Raw genomic sequence first — 18,577 nt, forward strand, 5'->3', positions numbered from 1 at the left:
TGAAAAAGCAGGTTTTTTTTCGTCTGTAGCCAATGAGGATGAGAACCTCCGAAGGAGGTTTGAGCCGAGCGCAGCGAGACAGCGTTGCTTTAGCAACGGCCCGCAGGGCGGCTCGCAGAGCCGCAATCCTCTCTCGCCGACCAATTTAAGAAACCTGCTTGAAAAAGCAGGTTTTTTTTCGTCTGTAGAGATGACCTTCCCCTCCTTTCTTTCCGTGAAGAAGTGCCTGTGCAGCGGACCCGTCCCGATATTATCACTCCACGCATTATCAGTTCGTCTCTGTTCGGAGACATCTAACCACTTGTTTTAAAATGTGTTTACCTGACTTTGCTTTACTTGTCTCTAATCAGCGACGTAGGGAAGAGGGGGATGTGGGTTTTTAACGACACAACCCTGAGCGGTTATAGCAATCTTAAATTTTAAATATCGATAAATCATAGAGATAGAATATTGAGAAGCAGAGAAATACCATTCTGGCACGGCATATGCAATACTATCCCTGTAGATGCTCATTCCACCTCTTATGTTTGCTAACGCTTCATAAACCTGGGAATGATGCAGAGCCACATTACGGTACCTGTTGTCCAGCCAGCCAATATCGCTTACGCCTTATTGGATTTATCGGGCAAAACGTTGAGTCGGGTACCAATCGGTTGTCTTAACCGACCTGATATTCAGACCTGCCAGACGGCAGGTCTTTTTTTTACCTGGTGCCGGTCATCGTTCAGTTTGCAGATATGGCGGGTCAGAATAACTGGCGAAAAACTCGCCGGACAATGAAAACATGTCTCCTATGGATTGTTCTTTTTGTATGTACTCTTAATGGATGTTTGACCCCTCTAAAACCGTTTTTATATACTGTTGAGTCATTTATTACTGATAAATCAATTTACCTGCTGTAAGCCTGATCTGTTCCGGACCTGTGATAATGAATGAGACAGCTGATTCAGAAAGCTGCATTTCCAATTCATATTCATTGCAAGGTTGCAGGGGGTTTAAGAATTTAGCATTGTGGACTTGAAAATTCGTATTGAATCCGTAATTTAATAAAATATCACTAATAAACTCAATGATTAAAGAGGCCGGACAAACAGGATAGCCAGAGAAATGATTCTTGAGTATGTGATGGAATTCATTGATTTTAAATCTAATAAGTAACCTATCCTTTAATTTTTCAACTTCAACTACATTAAACAAATCAGAACCATAACTAAGCTTATCAACTGATGCATTATCGTTAGTGAGTTGTATCTTTTTTAGAAAAACATCTGCACGTCCTGATATCTGATCTGAAACTATCTGCGTTGTTCTGACATGTATAAATTCACCAGATGAAATCATCTCTCCTTTGAGAACCACTTTTTCCAGATTCATCGGATTATTAATATCCATATTTTTAATCATTACAGGAATGAAAACGCTATCCGGATGTTTACCCAATACACTTTCTGCTACAAGAGAAGAAAACTGATGAATTCCTTCAATGAGCAGCGCCTCATTTTTTCTAAGGTAGGACATAGAGTAATTTTTTATCAGCAGGCGTCCAGTTGGAAATCCTTCAGTTTGCTCATGGTTTGAGTTTTTAATTTCGCATAGATCCAGAAAAGCCATTAAATGTCCTTAATTAAGCCAAGTGAGTCAGGTAACGCTGCGGTTTGTGTGATCTTCATCACAAAAAATTCTGAGAATAAATTATATAAATTTGCACTTTCATGATTAGAGCAATTGTATGTCTAAAAAAGATAATGCTTCAACATCAAGAGTTTTAGTAGTCGGTGGAACCTCTGAAATAGGTAGGAAGGTAATATCTTCGCTTGCCGGTGATGGCTATTCTATCGATTTTACCTATTTTACCAATGTAGGCTGTAAGGATGAGATCTTAGAAGAAGTTAAGTCCACTAACTCATTTAAAGTGAACCTGACCGATCTGGATGCCGTATCTGATTTTCTTCATGAGATAGCTGAGGTCAATTACGATAGTGTAATCTACTGCCCAGGTGAGAATCCGTGTAAGTTGTGTCACGATCTTGCTCAGGATGATATTGTCAGAATAACAAACCTGAATTTCGTTTCTCCAACCTTGATTTTTAATCATTTAAGTAAAAAAATGGTTGAATCAAAGGAAAAAGATAACCTGTTGGTTTATTTCAGCTCAATATCATCTGGCAAAGCATCAATTGGCGACTCTGTTTACGGCGCAACGAAAATTGCTACTGAAAGATATCTTGCCTCATTGAGTCTCGAACTGGCCAGGTTTAATGTCAGAACATTGTGTATATCACCGGGTTTCGTCGATACGAAAATGATGCATAGCTGTCGTGAAATATCGGGAGCATCATATAACGATATCTTAAGGTCTATACCAGCAAGAAAGATGCTACAAACAACTGACGTGGCGAAGGTTGCTAGATTTTTTATAAACAACAAAAATGTTACCACGGGTAATACCATCGTTATTGGGAATGGAGAAAAAGTATTTTGAACATTCAAGAAAGAATCAAAAATGTGTTTAAAAAAGTGATGTATCTCAGTGAAGATACCCACCTGGAGAATGATAAGTCTCTTTTTTTATTCTACGATATGTCTTCTGTTGATTTCATCGATTTTGCGTTTGAAATCAGAAAGGAATTCAGCGTAATTTCAAAGGATGAACATCTCTGGCCTGTTAAAAGTTTAATGGATGACCCTGATTATTACTCATCTGAAAATACATGGACGGATTTGGGTTTGAAAAAAATCAATGAATGCTTATTGCTCAGCGAGGAGTGTCTCATCATGAATAGAAAAATCACCGCGAAGGAATTGATGGAGTACTTCACTATTAACTATATTACCAAAAGGCTAAGTCAGGAGATAAAGTGAGGAAGGTGTATATTAATGGAATAGGAGTTAATGGTGGAAGATATGGTTCGCTGAGTGAGTTGCGGGCTATATTAAATAACAAAGCGACTACTCTGATTAACAAAAATGTATCTTTAACCAGCAGAGATATGATACAGCGCGAAGATCGTGCTGTTTTAAATTCAATAACATTGATGGCCGTGAATGCACTGCATGATTTACTATCACAAAATAGTTATGATGACAGGTCTGACTGGGACATATTTACAGCATGTGATTACGCTTTTGATGATAATTTACTGTGCGATGGTATCGCACATATCAAGGAGCGGGGGAAAGATAATTTTTGGCATTCACTGGCACTGTTTTCCGAAGTCGTTAATCCACTGGAGCTATTAAGAGGGCTCCCGACAAATACCTTATACCACATATCAAAAATTTTGAACAATAACGGAAAGGGATTGCCGGTAGATGCAGGTAATTTAAGTGAATTAGTTTCTTTGAATTTTATCCAGAACAACCGTCCAACGCTTATCGTCAGTGCAGGTGGACAAACCGGAACGAAAGATAGAGTTATTCAACGTAAAAATAAATTAGCAAACAGTTTTATTCAAAATATGACATGGGGAGGGTGTGCTCTGCTTACGGGGGACTACACACCTCAAAGTATTGGCAGCATTCAGGATGTTGTATTAACCAGCGATCAATCTGCAGACTTATCGATATATTTAGACAAATATTTACCTGCTACCGATGATGCCGTTTATTTTATTCCTTTTGGGGAACGATTGCATGAATGGGATGACGATGCGATCGCCAGGAGTTCCCTGAAGAAGATTGATTATGATGTGATTGGATATGCTGGCCGCCCAGATATGTTAACGAAACTTGCATGTTTCATGAACGATGATAATGTTCCGGATCAATCCATAGCTTATTTATCAGGATATGACTCGCAATATGGTTTCGGTTGCGCTGTTATACAAAAAGGAGTATGAAATGAACAAGGCTGAAGCATCCGTTTCTCCTCTGTGTATTAGCGTTTACAGTGCCATAACACCATTAGGAAACTCTATTGATGAGGTCTCTCCTTTTCTGAAGAATAAAGTTTCTGGTTTTTCTGAAATAAATAAATTTCATACTGAAGATTATAAGTGTAAGTTTGCCGGAATTCCCCAGGCGTACAATAGAAATCTCGCATGGCCAGCCAAAAATGAAAGTACCCCCTATGAGGTTCTCTATGCCAGAGATGCGGCCAGTCAATTAATTCGAAAAATTAATATCTTCAATTACTATGATCCGCATGAAGTAGGCTGTATTCTTGGTGTTGAGCAACCTATTTTAGATGTTAATATCTGCAAAGCTGTTCATGATAATTTATCCGGAGATATCACTAAAGAATCTGTATTCACCGCAGCGAGAGACAGTTTCGATGCAAAACTTTTCGAGGCTAGCACTCCCGGAGGCCTTATTAATGAAGTAAAAAAACATATACCATTCTCTGCATTTTCAATCACCTTGCCCGGTGTTTGTGCCGCATCTTTACAAAGTGTATCGATGGCTATAGAGAGTATAGAGTCAGGCACGGCAAGAGCGGTAATATGTGGTGGCATATCTGCTAAGGTCACCCCCTTCGATTTGGCCCTCTTTGAGGGGATGGGAGTCGTCAGTACCGATGTGCGCTTTAACGCCGATGAAATGTCAAGACCATTCGATAAAGACAGGGGCGGATTTGTACTGTCTGAAGGGGCAGTCCTGTTTTTGATTGAGAGAGAGTCCGAAGTCTTAAAGCGGGGCGACAGCCCTTTGCTGCGAATTTGTGGGCATGGGTTTTCGATGAGTGCACAACATATTGTCACACCCCATACTGATGAAACTGAAATGACCTCTGCCATGTTGAGAGCACTGGAGCGATCAAAACTGAATCCTGCAGATATAGATGCCATCAGTGCTCACGGAACATCAACGCAGCAGAATGATTTACATGAAGCTAATGCTATTGCTAAGATTTTTAAACAACATAAGCCGTATGTGACGGCAACGAAGTCCAACCACGGTCATATGATGGCCGCTGCGGGAGCGATGGAAATCCTATGCATCATTTCATATTTGAAGCATGGTTATATTCCCGGTATCGCCAATCTTAATAAGGTGGATAATAATATCCCTGAGATCAATCTGGTAAAAAACACCACTGAATTTAGGCCCAGATATATACTCAAAAATTCGTTTGGGATGGGAGGTGTAGCGTCTTCTGTTATCTTTGAATCTTATATGTGTTAGCCAATGCTATTATACACTCTTAATGGTGATGAAGGTTGTATTTATATTTTCAGGCAGCGCCATAATGGCGTTGTCAGATTGTTGTCTCAGCTATCGTGGCTATATGTACCCGGGTATATATTAAATTCCAGTAAGTTAACGAAAAATAAATATATCTCCTCTATTATTTTACGTGCATTTATCGGAGTGATTAACAAAGTTCAGCGGCGAAGAGGGAAGTGGTCTTTTAGTCATTCAGAAAATGAAACTCTTTGTGCGTATACTGCTACAAAATTAATTAAAAGTATTGGTGTTGATATTGAATGCGTCACTGGCAAACCACGAGAATCAATAATAACCTATCTGGGAAATAGCATTGGTAATAACCTAATAAAAACCACTTTAAATCCCCATGAGATGGCAATCATTGTTATGTCGTGCATGGAAAGTGCTTTTAAAGCACTCTCTTTTTCAATAAAAGAAGATTTTTCTTTAGATTTGTTTGATGTTCTATTGATAACTGAAAATACCTGTCGCCTCAGAATTAAACTCATTAAAAATGAATGCTTTATCGCTAATGTCCATTACGTCCTGAACGACAGGCGGGTCGTTTCTGTGTGCTGTGTCAGAAATACCGATTTAACCTGACCAGCCGGGAGTGATGCAGTAATTGAGTTATCACTTTCACGTCAGGTTGACGATCTGGATCCGACACTGATGCTAATGCGACAGAGTAAAAAAAAACCGGGCAGAGCCCGGTTAGTTGCACCATTTAATCATCAGGGATTATTCTTCAGCGTCAGCAGCAGGCCGTCGCGACGCATGCTGGCCGCTTCTTCCGGCTTGTGCTGGCGGTCCAGCGTATCGGCCAGCCAGGCATAGTCAAACGCGTCCGGGCGCTGCGCGAGCGCAGAACGGAAGGCTTCACTGGCCTGTTCCCACTCCCCGTGCTGCATCAGCAGTTGCCCCAGCGTGCTGTACAGCAGCGGCGTGGCGCCGTGCTGCTTAATCTGCTGGCGCAGTGCTTTTTCCAGCTGCTCCGGGTTACCGGTTTTCAGGCGCGGCATCAGCAGCACCAGGCGCTCGTCATACTGGCGCTTCAGGCCATCCAGCACGATTTGCTGCGCGGTGTCATGGTCGTCACAGACGATCAGGTGATCGGCCATGGCGACCTGCAATGCAGTTTCATGACGCGTTTTACGGCTCTGATTCTGCCACCAGCGCTTCAGGCCATCGCTGCCCTGATCGGCCATTGCCTGGCTCATCAGACCCAGCCATGCCTGCTGCTGTAGCGCAACACGATGAGTTTCATCACCCACCTGCACTTTCTCCATCGCTGGCAGAATATCTAACAGCGCGCTCCATGCCTGAGTACGTACGTAAGCCTGCTCGGCCAGGCGCAGCACTTCAGGATGACGCGGAGCAATCTCCAGCAGGCGGTCAACGCCGTGACGGGCGGCGTGATCTTCATTACGTGCCAGCTGGATGCGCACGCGGGTAATCTCAACCGGCAGCGGGTCGCCGTCGTTGAGCTCGGTGGCACGTTCCAGATGCTGATTGGCGCGGATTTCGTCACCGCGCTGCTGAGCGGCCTCAGCGGCCAGCAGATAGTTGACCATCGGCTGCTCAGCGTGATCGGCATGGCGCGACAGCAGTTTTTCCACCTGCTGGTAGTCACCTTCCGCCAGCTTCACCAGCGCAGCGTTGGTCTGCTTGCGGGCGCTGCGGCGTTTACGACCGGTGAACCAGCCACGGGTGCGGGCACCGGTGCGGAAAATGCGGCGCAGCAGCCATTCGATAGCGAGGATCGCCAGCAGCGCCAGCACCAGCATAATCACCAGGCCAGTCACGCTGGTTTCAATATTCCAGTTATCGGTCTGGATCAGCACATAGCCCTGATGGCCCGCTATCATTGGGCCAATCACCACGCCAGCGATTAACAGCAGGAAAAGAAGGAGAACTTTTAACATGGTTATTCTCCCTGCTGCGCGGGTTTAGCGGCATTCACAGAAGGTTGTGCCAACAGGTTACGTACGCGGGTCTGCATCAATTTATCCAGCAGTGGCTGGCTTTCCAGCGCGTCCGGCACGTCCATCGACACGCTCTGCTGGCTCAGTTCATCGAGCTGGCTGAGAAACGCCTTGGTGCTGGCATCGTTAGTATCGAACCAGGCGCGCACCCAGGCGGAAACGGTATCGATCGACTGCTTATAGATTTCGTCCTGATGGCGCGGTACGGCCTGGGCGGCAATCAACAGGCGCGAACGGATATTTTCACGCAGATAAACGTCCTGATTCGGTGCCAGCAGCGGCTCAGCGGTGGCATCGCGGCGGCGGATGGTGATGAAATCATCCATAAAGTTATGCCAGCTTTTCACCAGGTTCTGGCGCCATTCACGCAGGGATGAAGAGAGTTCGCCGCTGTCGGCATCCATTGGCTCATCATCGCTGTTGTTGTCGGCAAGGCGCAGATTATCCACGCCGTTAGACAGCTGGTTCAGCTTAAGGATGATGCCGTCATAGTCGACCTGGCTGAGGGTGGAAAGCGTGCTGATATCCTGCGCCAGGGCGCGACGTGCGTCGATCAGGCTGGGATCGTTCATATCGGCCAGGCTGGCGTCGGCGCTCTTCAGCAGCGCGGCGGCGGTGGTGACATCCTGATCGCTCCACAGCTTACGCCCGGCCATTTTCACCAGATAATCAGACTGGGCCAGCAGCCAGGTTTGTGCATCGCTGCCGGAAATCGTCGCAACCTTCTCTTTCAGTTCGTCGAGCTGCTGGCTCATCGCCGTTTGCTGCTGACGCGCTGTATCCAGTGCGCTGGTCTGCGTTGCCAGCTGCTGAACCAGTGACTGCCGGTCGCTGACCGACTGCTGCTGCAGTTCAGAGAGCTGTGCGGCCAGTGCCTGGCTGGCAGCGGCCTGCTGTTGAGCCTGATGCTTCCCATACATATAGAGGCCACCGCCCACTGCCAGCGCAATCGCGATAGCGACAATGCTGAGCACGGTGGCGCTATTTTTCGCTTTACGCGCTGGCGTAGATTCAGGTGTTGAGGTTTCAACCGCTGGGGTGGTCTCTTCAACCATGGCGGAGGAATCTTTGTGTTCCGTCATAATGGCTCATCCCATATTAAGTGCGCGTAGTAACGCGTCATTATCGGCACCCCCGGCGACACAGATGTTCGCCCAGCCCAGTTCCCTGGCCAGGGTAGCCAAACGTTCACTGACGACAACAAGCCGACAGTGCAGAAGCCATTCATCCCGATCGACCTCGGGGAATAGCGAGTAAAGCTGTTGCAGCATCTCTCCGCTGGTGACCACCAGGGTGTCTATTCCCTGATTGCGCCAGCGCCGGCCCTGCTCCGCGCCGTGGTAATACTTTGCACACCGTTGATAGCACTCAATAAACTCTACCTGAGCGCCACGGTTAAGCAAAGTTTCCGCCAGTAATTCACGCCCGCCGTTGCCGCGCAGAATCAACGCCCGCTTGCCAGCGACCGCCTGCAGCGCCGGGAGTTGAATAAGAATTTCACTGGTTTCCTGCTCGTGCGGCCAGACAACGTCGTAACCGCTGACGGCATGCAGCGCCAGCGCGGTGCTGCGGCCTATAGCATAATAGTTCAGGCTGGCGGGCCATGTTGCTCCGGCGCGCATTAACGCGGGCTGAGCATAGTGAATGGCGTGCTGTGAGAGAATAAACACCAGATCCCCGTCCTGCAATGCGCTCAGGCGTGCGGGTAGAAGGTCCAGCTGAGTTCCGGGGGTAAATTCAATCAGCGGAAAGGCCCAGGCAACCTGGCCGCGTGCGCACAAACGGCTGACCAGCTCATCTGCGGCAGGTGACGGACGGGTTACCAGGATACTCATGTTGGTGGATTTCCCTGATAAACCTCGGCGAGAATTTCGCGCGCGCCGTTATCCAGCAGCTCTTCCGCCAGCGAAATGCCCATTTTCTCGGCATCCGCACGCGGGCCACGGCGTTCACCGCTGACCATTTGACTGCCGTCCGGTGAACCCACCAGACCGCGCAGCCACAGCTGCTCACCTTCCAGCAGCGCGAAGCTGCCGATAGGCACCTGACAGCCACCTTCCAGCCGGGTGTTCATCGCACGTTCAGCCAGCACGCGGCAGGCCGTGTCTGCATCATTCAGCGCTGCCAGTAGCCCGATGGTATAAGCGTCATCAAGGCGGCACTCAATGCCCACCGCGCCCTGGCCAACGGCAGGAAGCGACTCCTCAGCGGGCATGATCTGGCGAATGCGATCGCCAAGGCCCAGGCGCTTTAATCCGGCCACGGCCAAAATAATCGCGTCATACTCTCCGGCATCCAGCTTGCTTAAGCGGGTGCCGACGTTACCCCGCAGCGAGCGGATCACCAGATCCGGACGACGTGCGCTGATCTGGCACTGACGGCGCAGGCTGGAAGTGCCGACAATGGCGCCCTGCGGCAGCGCGTCAACCGAATCATAATGATGGGAGACAAACGCATCGTGCGGATCTTCTCGTTCACAGATCGTCACCAGCCCCAAACCCTCAGGAAAAGCGACCGGGACATCTTTCATCGAGTGCACGGCAATATCGGCGCGGCCTTCCAGCATCGCCTGTTCCAGCTCTTTGACGAACAGACCCTTGCCGCCCACCTTCGCCAGTGGCGTGTCAAGGATCACATCACCCTTGGTGACCATCGGCACCAGTTCGACGCGCAGCCCCGGATGGCTGGCGGTTAAACGCTGCTGTACGTACTCCGCCTGCCATAAGGCCAGCGGACTTTGCCTGGTGGCAATTCTTAAAATTTTGTCTAACATGCTTGATACCGTTTTGATCGTTCACTGATTATCCTATCATTGAACCGGGAAGGCTGTCAGTTAAACGGCGGCACACGGACGTATTGCAGTAGGTTGAACGCAAAATGTGCTAAACTGTTAAGTAGCGCAACTTTCTTTACGGTCAATCTGCCAGGTGTTAGATTGATCACGTTTCCAGCAAAATTCTGCACGACTATTTTTAAAGCAAACGGCAGATTTCGGAAACCGAACTTTTATATACCCTTTTCAGTCCATAAGGGTGTAAGCACTGGGACAATCAGGCGAGACGTCTTGTACCTCTACATTGAGACACTGAAACAGAGACTGGATGCCATTAACCAGCTGCGCGTTGACCGCGCACTGGCCGCTATGGGACCTGCATTCCAACAGGTTTACAGTCTGCTGCCGACCTTATTACATTGTCATCATCCGCTGATGCCGGGTTACCTTGAAGGTAACGTTCCACATGGCATCAGCTTCTACTCGCCTGATGAAAGCCAGATTAGCTATCTTAATGATTTGGAAGATAAATCCGGATCTCTTGCCGCCATTCCCGCCGCGGGTGAAATGCCGATTACCGGTGTTTACTCCATGGGCAGCACCTCCTCTATCGGCCAAAACTACACTTCTGACCTCGATATCTGGGTCTGCCATCAGTCGTGGCTGGACAATGACGAGCGCCTCAGCCTGCAAAAAAAATGCACCCTGCTGCAGAAGTGGTGCGCCTCAATGGGGGTGGAAGCCAGCTTCTTCCTGATTGATGAAAACCGTTTCCGTCATAATGAGAGCGGTAACCTGGGTGGAGAAGACTGTGGTTCAACCCAGCACATTCTGCTGCTTGATGAGTTCTATCGCACCGCCGTGCGCATGGCGGGCAAACGAATTCTGTGGAATATGGTGCCGCGTGAAGAGGAAGAGCATTACGACGACTATGTGATGTCGTTGTATCAGCAGGGTGTTCTGACGCCCAACGAGTGGCTCGACCTCGGTGGCCTCGGCACGCTGTCGGCGGAAGAGTATTTCGGCGCCAGCCTGTGGCAGCTGTATAAAAGTATCGACTCGCCGTACAAAGCCGTGTTGAAAACCCTGCTGCTGGAAGCCTATTCATGGGAATATCCGGCCACCCGCCTGCTGGCAATGGATATCAAACAGCGCCTGCACGATGGAGAAATCGTCTGCTACGGGCTGGATCCTTACTGCATGATGCTGGAGCGGGTAACGCACTATCTGACCAGCATTGACGACCACGCACGCCTTGATTTGGTGCGCCGCTGTTTCTATCTGAAAGTGTGTGAGAAGCTCTCACTCGCGACAGAGGATGCCGGCTGGCGCCGCGAGATCCTCAGCCAGCAGGTAAAAGAGTGGGGCTGGGACAGCGCACGTCTGGCGATGCTCGACAGCCGGGCCGACTGGAAAATCGGCCAGGTACGCGAAGCGCACAACGAGCTGCTGGACGCGATGATGCAGAGCTATCGCAACCTGATCCGCTTTGCGCGGCGCAACAATTTAAGCGTGAGTGCCAGCCCGCAGGATATTGGCGTACTGACGCGTAAACTGTATGCCGCGTTCGAAGCGCTGCCGGGGAAAGTCACGCTGCTGAACCCGCAGATCTCCCCGGATCTCTCTGAGCAGCACCTGACCTTTATTCACGTGCCCAACGGTCGCGCCAACCGTGCGGGCTGGTATCTGTACAACCAGTCGCCGGATATGAGCTCGATCATCAGCCATCAACCGCTGGAATATAACCGCTATCTCAATAAGCTGGTGGCGTGGGCATGGTTCAACGGATTGCTGACCAGCAAAACAAGGCTGCATATTAAAGGCAATGAGATTTGCGACCTGGCGCGTCTGCAGGAGCTGGTGGCCGATGTGTCACACCATTTCCCGCTGCGCCTGCCTTCTCCGACGCCTAAAGCGCTCTACAGCCCCTGTGAAATTCGCCATCTGGCCATTATCGTCAATCTTGAATATGACCCGACGGCCGCGTTCCGCAATCAGGTGGTTCACTTTGATTTCCGCAAGCTGGACGTGTTCAGCTTCGGCCAGCAGCAGCAGTGCCTGATTGGCAGCATCGATCTGCTGTACCGTAACTCGTGGAATGAAGTGCGTACCCTGCATTTCAACGGCGAGCAGTCGATGATCGAAGCGCTGAAAACCATCCTCGGCAAAATGCATCAGGACGCCTCACCGCCGGATAATGTTGAGGTGTTCTGCTACAGCCAGCATCTGCGCGGACTGATCCGTACCCGCGTGCAGCAGCTGGTGTCCGAGTGCGTTGAGCTGCGTCTCTCCAGTACCCGCCATGAGCCGGGCCGTTTTAAAGCGCTGCGCGTGGCGGGCCAGACGTGGGGGCTGTTCTTTGAGCGCCTCAGCGTGTCGGTACAGAAGCTGGAAAATGCGGTGGAGTTCTACGGTGCTATCTCCAACAACAAGCTGCACGGCCTGTCGCTGAAGGTGGAAACGGACCAGGCGCGCTTACCGGCTGTGGTGAACGGCTACGCCAGCGAAGGGATTATCCAGTTCTTCTTTGAAGACACGCGCGACGATCGCGGCTTCAATATCTACATCCTCGACGAAACTAACCGCGTTGAGGTTTATCACCATTGCGAAGGCAGTAAAGAGGAGCTGGTGCGCGACGTCAGCCGCTTCTACTCCTCTTCACACGATCGCTTCACCTACGGTTCCAGCTTTATCAACTTCAATCTGCCGCAGTTCTACCAGATTGTGCCGCTTGACGATCGCTTCCAGGTGATCCCGTTTCGCAGTCAGACTCTGACCCAGCTGTGCGCCACACTACCGGAAAGCGGCTCCAGCGAAGATTACGCCCAGCGCTATCAGATGCATTAATAGCGTCACGGCGGCTTCTGCTGCGCGATTCGCTTTTCCTGTTGCTTTTCGAACTTCACCTGCGATGATAGACAGCATTAGGTATCTTTCACGAGCAGAAAAGAATGAAGAAAACGATTTGCCAGCTGGCACTGTTACTGACTGTCGTCAGCCTGGCGGGATGCGGGCTAAAAGGGCCGCTCTATTTCCCAAAGGATGAGCAGCCGAAGTCACAGGTGACCCAACCGGTCCAAACCACGCCATCAACGACGCCATCCACCGATACCGGGCAAACGCCTGCAAGCGGCGGGACGAGTGTGCAACCGGCTCAGTAACCCATGACGCACCCGGCGGAGCAGAAAATGCAGTTCTCAAAAATGCACGGCCTTGGCAACGACTTTATGGTTGTGGATGCCGTCACGCAAAACGTCTATTTCTCTCCAGAGCTGATCCGCCGCCTGGCCGATCGTCATCTGGGGATCGGCTTTGATCAGTTGCTGATCGTCGAACCGCCTTACGATCCCGATCTCGATTTTCACTACCGTATCTTCAACGCCGACGGCAGCGAAGTGGCGCAGTGCGGCAACGGCGCGCGCTGTTTTGCCCGCTTTGTCCGCCTGAAAGGGCTGACCAATAAAAGCGATATTCGCGTCAGTACGCAAAATGGCCGCATGGTGCTGAGCGTCAACCAGGATGAACTGGTGTGCGTGAATATGGGCGAGCCAAATTTTGAGCCGCAGCAGGTGCCGTTCCGCGCCAACAAAGCCGAATCTATCTACCTGATGCGCGCCGCCGAGCAGACCATCATGTGCGGCGTGGTGTCGATGGGTAATCCTCACTGCGTGCTGCAGGTTGAAAGCATTCAGACCGCCACGGTCGAGGTTCTCGGACCGGTGCTGGAAAGCCACGAGCGCTTTCCGGAGCGCGTCAATGTCGGCTTTATGGAAGTGGTCAGCCGTGAACACATTCGCCTGCGCGTCTATGAACGCGGCGCGGGAGAAACTCAGGCCTGCGGCAGCGGCGCCTGTGCAGCGGTGGCGGTGGGAATTCAGCAGGCGCTGCTGAGCGATAAAGTGCGGGTCGACCTGCCTGGCGGCACGTTGCACATCGCCTGGAAAGGTCCGGGGCATCCGCTATATATGACCGGGCCAGCCACTCACGTTTACGACGGGTTTATTCATCTATGAAATATGTCGGGGAGCCACAGCAGGAAGAGAGCGAACTTCTGCTGGACGATCGCGCCGTCAGCGATTTTCTGCTGCAAAATCCAGACTTCTTTATTCGCAATGCGCGCCAGGTTGAACAGATGCTGGTACCGCACCCGGTCCGCGGCACCGTGTCGCTGGTCGAGTGGCAGCTGGCGCGCCAGCGCAACCATATCCAGCAGCTGGAAGAAGAGATTACGCTGCTGATGGAGCAGGCGAGCGCCAACCAGCAGCTGTTCGATCGGCTGTTTGCGCTGCAGGCGCAGCTGGCTTCGGCCCCGAGCCTGCATGAGATGCTGAATCGTCTGCACCGCTGGGCGCGTGAATTTGGGCTGGCCGGGGCGAACATCCGCCTGTTCAGCGAGAAATGGCATATCGGTGCGCCATCCGATTTCACCCAGCTGGCGTTGCCGCGTCAGGCTTTCGAATCCGTGCGCATTCAGCGTCTTGGCAAGCAGAATCACTATCTCGGCAGCCTCAACGGCCCTGAACTGCTGCTGCTGTTACCGCAGGCGAAAGCCATCGGTTCAGTCGCCATGTCGCTGCTGGGCGAAGAGGGCGACCTCGGCGTGTTGATCTTCAGCAGCCGCGACAGCCAGCACTATCAGTCCGGGATGGGTACCGTCCTGCTCCAGCACCTGGCGCTAATGCTGCCGCAGCTGCTGTCGCGCTGGATTGAGCGCGTGTGAGCAGCGAATCGCCTCTGCAACCTGCCGTAGAGGGCTTCCTGCGTTACCTGAAGGTTGAGCGCCAGCTCAGCCCGCTGACCCAGATCAACTACCAGCGCCAGCTGACGGCAGTTATCGCCCTGCTGGACGAACTCAAGGTCAGCGACTGGCCGCGCCTCGATGCCGCGCTGGTACGTTCGCTGGCTGCACGCAGCAGCCGCAGCGGACTGAAACCCGCCAGCCTGGCGCTGCGCCTCTCTGCGCTGCGCAGTTTTCTTGACTGGCTGATTAGCCAGGGCGTGATTAAAGCGAACCCGGCGAAAGGGGTGGCGACGCCGCGTGCGCCGCGCCACCTGCCGAAAAATATTGATGTCGATGAAGTGGATCGCCTGCTGGAGATCGACCTTAACGATCCGCTGGCGGTGCGTGACCGGGCGATGCTGGAAGTGATGTACGGCGCAGGGCTGCGTCTGTCTGAACTGGTCGGTATCGACCTCGGTCATCTCGACCTCGCGACGGGTGAAGTCTGGGTGATGGGTAAAGGCAGCAAAGAGCGCCGCCTGCCGATTGGCCGCACGGCGGTGCTGTGGCTTGAACACTGGCTGGCGCTGCGCGAGCTGTTTGCACCCGAAGATAACGCGCTGTTCCTGGCGAAACAGGGCCGGCGTATCTCGGCGCGCAATGTACAGAAGCGCTTTGCCGAATGGGGGGTGAAGCAGGGGCTGTCGGGCCACGTACATCCGCACAAACTGCGCCACTCTTTTGCCACGCATATGCTGGAATCCAGCGGAGATTTGCGTGCGGTGCAGGAGCTGCTGGGTCATGCCAACCTGACCACCACCCAGATCTATACTCATCTCGACTTTCAACACCTGGCGTCGGTTTACGATGCTGCTCATCCCCGTGCGAAACGAGGAAAATCCTGATGCACTTTTACCGACCACTGCGCCCGATTGCGGCGATGACCTTCGATCTCGACGATACCCTGTATGACAACTCACCGGTGATCCGTCGTACGACTAAAGAGTCCCACGCTGCGCTGCAGGCGCATCATCCTTTACTGAAGGATTACAGCGTTGAACAGTATCAGCAGGTGCGCGATCGCCTGCTGGCCGCCGAGCCGGAAATCTATCATGACGTTAGCGAATGGCGCCGCCGTGCGGTTGAGCAGGCGATGCTGGATGTCGGCATTGCTGCGACCCAGGCCGCCAGCGGCTCGCGCGAGGTGATGGACGTGTTCGCCCACTGGCGCAGCCAGATCGACATTCCTGAAGAGACGCACCAGACGCTGAGCGCGCTGGCCAAACGCATTCCGCTGGTGGCGATCACCAACGGTAACGCTGAACCGCATCTGTGCGGGCTGGATCACTACTTCCAGTTTGTGCTGCGTGCCGGTCCGGACGGGCGTGCTAAACCTTATCAGGATATGTATCAAACGGCGGCTGAAAAGCTGAATCTGCGTCCTGAGCAGATCCTGCATATCGGTGACGATCTCACCACCGATGTTGCCGGTGCGGTTCGCTGCGGGATGCAGGCGTGCTGGATTAACCTGCGTGAAGGGAATCTGATGCATATCGACGATACCCGCCTGCTTCCCACGCTGGAAATTTCGCAGTTGGCTTCTTTAACTGCGCTTGTATAATAAGCTGGTTAAATATCCAGTGGGTGGCCTGACGCCGCCCCCGATCTCCGACGGTGCCTATGGACGTTTCTGACCTGCTCGACAGCTTGAATGATAAACAACGCGAAGCCGTAGCCGCCCCGCGCAGCAACCTGCTGGTGCTGGCCGGTGCCGGCAGTGGTAAAACCCGCGTGCTGGTGCATCGCATTGCCTGGCTGATGGCGGTTGAAAACTGTTCTCCGTATTCGATCATGGCCGTCACCTTCACCAATAAAGCGGCGGCGGAGATGCGCCACCGCATCGAGCAGCTGATCGGCACCAGTCAGGGCGGCATGTGGATCGGGACCTTCCACGGCCTGGCGCACCGCCTGCTGCGTGCGCACCACCTCGATGCTAACCTGCCGCAGGATTTTCAGATCCTCGACAGTGAAGATCAGCTGCGCCTGCTTAAGCGCCTGATCAAGGCGATGAACCTTGATGAGAAGCAGTGGCCGGCCCGCCAGGGGATGTGGTACATCAACGGCAAAAAAGATGAAGGGCTGCGGCCGAAACATATTGAGAGCTACGGCAACCCGATTGAGCAGACCTGGCTGAGGATCTACCAGGCCTATCAGGAAGCCTGCGATCGCGCCGGGCTGGTGGACTTCGCCGAGCTGCTGCTGCGTGCACACGAGCTGTGGCTGAACAAGCCGCATATCCTTAATCACTACCGCGAGCGCTTCACCAATATTCTGGTGGACGAGTTCCAGGATACCAACAACATCCAGTACGCCTGGATCCGCATGCTGGCGGGCGACAGCGGCAAAGTGATTATCGTCGGCGATGATGACCAGTCAATCTACGGCTGGCGCGGGGCGCAGGTGGAAAATATCCAGCGTTTCCTCAACGATTTTCCCGGCGCGGAAACTATCCGTCTTGAGCAGAACTACCGCTCGACCAACAACATCCTTAAAGCCGCCAACACCCTGATCGCTAACAACAACGGGCGCCTGGGTAAAGAGCTGTGGACCGAAGACAGCGACGGTGAACCGATCGCCATCTACTGCGCGTTTAACGAGCTGGACGAAGCGCGCTTTGTGGTAAACCGCATTAAGGTGTGGATGGAGAACGGCGGCGCGCTGAACGACTGTGCCATTCTCTACCGCAGTAACGCCCAGTCGCGCGTGCTGGAAGAGGCGCTGCTGCAAACCAGCCTGCCTTACCGGATTTACGGCGGGATGCGCTTCTTCGAACGGCAGGAGATCAAAGATGCGCTGGCCTATCTGCGTCTGATCTCTAACCGCAACGATGACGCGGCATTTGAGCGGGTGGTGAATACGCCAACGCGCGGTATTGGCGACCGCACGCTGGATGTGGTGCGCCAGACTTCGCGCGAGCGCCAGCTGACGCTGTGGCAGGCTACGCGTGCGCTATTGCAGGAGAAAGCGCTGGCCGGGCGTGCTGCCTCCGCGCTGCAGCGCTTTACCGAACTGGTCGACTCGCTGGCGCAGGAAACGGTTGAGATGCCGCTGCACGTACAGACCGACCGGGTAATCAAAGACTCCGGCCTGTGGATCATGTACGAGCAGGAGAAAGGTGAGAAGGGCCAGGCGCGTATTGAGAACCTTGAAGAGCTTGTAAACGCCACGCGCCAGTATGCCTATCAGGATGAAGATGAAGATCTAATGCCGCTTCAGGCGTTCCTGTCCCATGCCGCGCTGGAAGCGGGTGAAGGCCAGGCTGACAAATGGCAGGATGCGGTGCAGCTGATGACCCTCCATTCGGCCAAAGGGCTGGAGTTTATGCAGGTGTTTATCGTCGGCATGGAAGAGGGGATGTTCCCGAGCCAGATGTCGCTGGATGAGGGCGGGCGGCTGGAGGAAGAGCGTCGTCTGGCCTACGTTGGCGTGACGCGTGCCATGCAAAAGCTGACCCTGACCTATGCGGAAACCCGACGTTTGTATGGCAAAGAGGTGTATCACCGTCCGTCGCGCTTTATCGGCGAGCTGCCGGAAGAGTGCATCGAGGAGGTTCGCCTGCGCGCCAGCGTTACCCGCCCGGTGAATCATCAGCGCATGGGCACGCCGGTAGCACAAAACGACAGTGGCTTTGCCCTTGGTCAGCGCGTGCGCCACGCCAAGTTTGGTGAAGGGACTATCGTCAATCTGGAAGGCAGCGGCGAACACAGTCGTCTGCAGGTCGCGTTCCAGGGGCAGGGCATAAAGTGGCTGGTTGCGGCCTACGCGAAACTGGAAACAGTCTGATACTTTACGGGCGCGTGGCCTGCTTGACGGCTTTTTCGTCTCAGCGTAACATGCGCCCACCATTACCCTTAGAGGACACCCGCCTTGGACACACCCAGTACATACTGG

The 18,577-nt window shown here is 52.4% G+C and carries 17 protein-coding genes and 1 other RNA gene; 13 read left to right on the forward strand and 5 right to left on the reverse strand.

All coding sequences use genetic code 11. The features are described from left to right. Positions 1-17: 17 nt before the first annotated feature. Positions 18-143, forward strand: a non-coding RNA gene (locus tag ACLI4M_RS10620) — RtT sRNA. Between the two features lie 730 nt (positions 144-873). Here ACLI4M_RS10620 and ACLI4M_RS10625 read toward each other — a convergent pair. Continuing rightward, a complete protein-coding gene (locus ACLI4M_RS10625; protein ID WP_133622260.1) occupies positions 874-1,611 on the reverse strand; it encodes a hypothetical protein in 738 nt (245 codons plus the stop codon). A 118-nt stretch (positions 1,612-1,729) separates the two neighbouring features. Here ACLI4M_RS10625 and ACLI4M_RS10630 point away from each other — a divergent pair, with 118 nt between their 5' ends. Genes ACLI4M_RS10630 through ACLI4M_RS10650 form a run of 5 tightly spaced genes read left to right on the forward strand, consistent with a single transcriptional unit; the run spans position 1,730 to position 5,751 of the window. After that, positions 1,730-2,482: an SDR family oxidoreductase gene (locus ACLI4M_RS10630; RefSeq protein ID WP_133622259.1), complete on the forward strand. Its 753-nt coding sequence runs from the start codon at positions 1,730-1,732 to the stop codon at positions 2,480-2,482. Then, a complete protein-coding gene (locus ACLI4M_RS10635) occupies positions 2,479-2,862 on the forward strand; it encodes a hypothetical protein (RefSeq protein ID WP_099755282.1) in 384 nt (127 codons plus the stop codon). Before ACLI4M_RS10630 ends, ACLI4M_RS10635 begins: the two co-directional genes overlap by 4 nt. Further along, on the forward strand, positions 2,859-3,839 hold the full coding sequence (locus ACLI4M_RS10640) for a hypothetical protein (RefSeq protein WP_133622258.1): 981 nt from the start codon (positions 2,859-2,861) through the stop codon (positions 3,837-3,839). Before ACLI4M_RS10635 ends, ACLI4M_RS10640 begins: the two co-directional genes overlap by 4 nt. A gap of 1 nt (position 3,840) precedes the next feature. Further along, complete coding sequence (locus ACLI4M_RS10645) at positions 3,841-5,124, forward strand: beta-ketoacyl-[acyl-carrier-protein] synthase family protein (protein ID WP_166643135.1); 1,284 nt, start codon at positions 3,841-3,843, stop codon at positions 5,122-5,124. Between the two features lie 3 nt (positions 5,125-5,127). Then, the gene (locus ACLI4M_RS10650; RefSeq protein WP_133622256.1) at positions 5,128-5,751 is read left to right on the forward strand and encodes a 4'-phosphopantetheinyl transferase family protein; all 624 of its coding nucleotides are present in this window, start codon (positions 5,128-5,130) and stop codon (positions 5,749-5,751) included. Positions 5,752-5,882: 131 nt separating this feature from the next. On the opposite strand, the gene hemY is transcribed toward ACLI4M_RS10650, so the two are convergent. From hemY to hemC, 4 genes are read right to left on the reverse strand one after another with little or no spacing between them, the layout of a single operon-like run. Then, positions 5,883-7,073, reverse strand: coding sequence for a protoheme IX biogenesis protein HemY (hemY, locus tag ACLI4M_RS10655; protein WP_048914360.1), 1,191 nt, complete (start codon positions 7,071-7,073; stop codon positions 5,883-5,885). Positions 7,074-7,075: 2 nt separating this feature from the next. After that, positions 7,076-8,215: a uroporphyrinogen-III C-methyltransferase gene (hemX, locus tag ACLI4M_RS10660; RefSeq protein ID WP_133622255.1), complete on the reverse strand. Its 1,140-nt coding sequence runs from the start codon at positions 8,213-8,215 to the stop codon at positions 7,076-7,078. A gap of 6 nt (positions 8,216-8,221) precedes the next feature. Further along, positions 8,222-8,968 carry a uroporphyrinogen-III synthase gene (hemD, locus tag ACLI4M_RS10665; protein WP_048914362.1) on the reverse strand — a complete coding sequence of 249 codons (747 nt, stop codon included), beginning with the start codon at positions 8,966-8,968 and terminating at the stop codon, positions 8,222-8,224. Beyond that, on the reverse strand, positions 8,965-9,906 hold the full coding sequence (gene hemC, locus ACLI4M_RS10670; protein ID WP_048914363.1) for a hydroxymethylbilane synthase: 942 nt from the start codon (positions 9,904-9,906) through the stop codon (positions 8,965-8,967). The genes hemD and hemC overlap by 4 nt, the downstream gene beginning before the upstream one ends. A gap of 291 nt (positions 9,907-10,197) precedes the next feature. On the opposite strand from hemC, the gene ACLI4M_RS10675 reads away from it, so the two are divergent. From ACLI4M_RS10675 to uvrD, 7 genes are all read left to right on the forward strand, one after another. After that, on the forward strand, positions 10,198-12,753 hold the full coding sequence (locus ACLI4M_RS10675) for a class I adenylate cyclase (protein WP_133622254.1): 2,556 nt from the start codon (positions 10,198-10,200) through the stop codon (positions 12,751-12,753). 104 nt (positions 12,754-12,857) lie between these two features. Next, positions 12,858-13,067, forward strand: a complete 210-nt coding sequence (lptM, locus tag ACLI4M_RS10680; protein ID WP_099753797.1) for an LPS translocon maturation chaperone LptM — start codon at positions 12,858-12,860, stop codon at positions 13,065-13,067. A gap of 27 nt (positions 13,068-13,094) precedes the next feature. Further along, positions 13,095-13,919, forward strand: a complete 825-nt coding sequence (gene dapF / locus ACLI4M_RS10685; RefSeq protein WP_133622253.1) for a diaminopimelate epimerase — start codon at positions 13,095-13,097, stop codon at positions 13,917-13,919. Next, positions 13,916-14,626: a DUF484 domain-containing protein gene (locus ACLI4M_RS10690; RefSeq protein WP_048914365.1), complete on the forward strand. Its 711-nt coding sequence runs from the start codon at positions 13,916-13,918 to the stop codon at positions 14,624-14,626. The genes dapF and ACLI4M_RS10690 overlap by 4 nt, the downstream gene beginning before the upstream one ends. After that, positions 14,623-15,531, forward strand: coding sequence for a tyrosine recombinase XerC (gene xerC, locus ACLI4M_RS10695; protein WP_048914366.1), 909 nt, complete (start codon positions 14,623-14,625; stop codon positions 15,529-15,531). The genes ACLI4M_RS10690 and xerC overlap by 4 nt, the downstream gene beginning before the upstream one ends. Then, entirely contained in the window at positions 15,531-16,247 is a 717-nt protein-coding gene (yigB, locus tag ACLI4M_RS10700) for a 5-amino-6-(5-phospho-D-ribitylamino)uracil phosphatase YigB (protein WP_133622252.1), read from the forward strand. Before xerC ends, yigB begins: the two co-directional genes overlap by 1 nt. Before the next feature lie 59 nt (positions 16,248-16,306). Further along, a complete protein-coding gene (gene uvrD, locus ACLI4M_RS10705) occupies positions 16,307-18,469 on the forward strand; it encodes a DNA helicase II (RefSeq protein WP_048914368.1) in 2,163 nt (720 codons plus the stop codon). The last annotated feature ends 108 nt before the right edge of the window (positions 18,470-18,577 follow it).

It is taken from the genome of Erwinia sp. LJJL01 (assembly GCF_047300805.2).
In the GTDB taxonomy this organism is placed as follows: Bacteria; Pseudomonadota; Gammaproteobacteria; order Enterobacterales; family Enterobacteriaceae; genus Erwinia; species Erwinia aphidicola.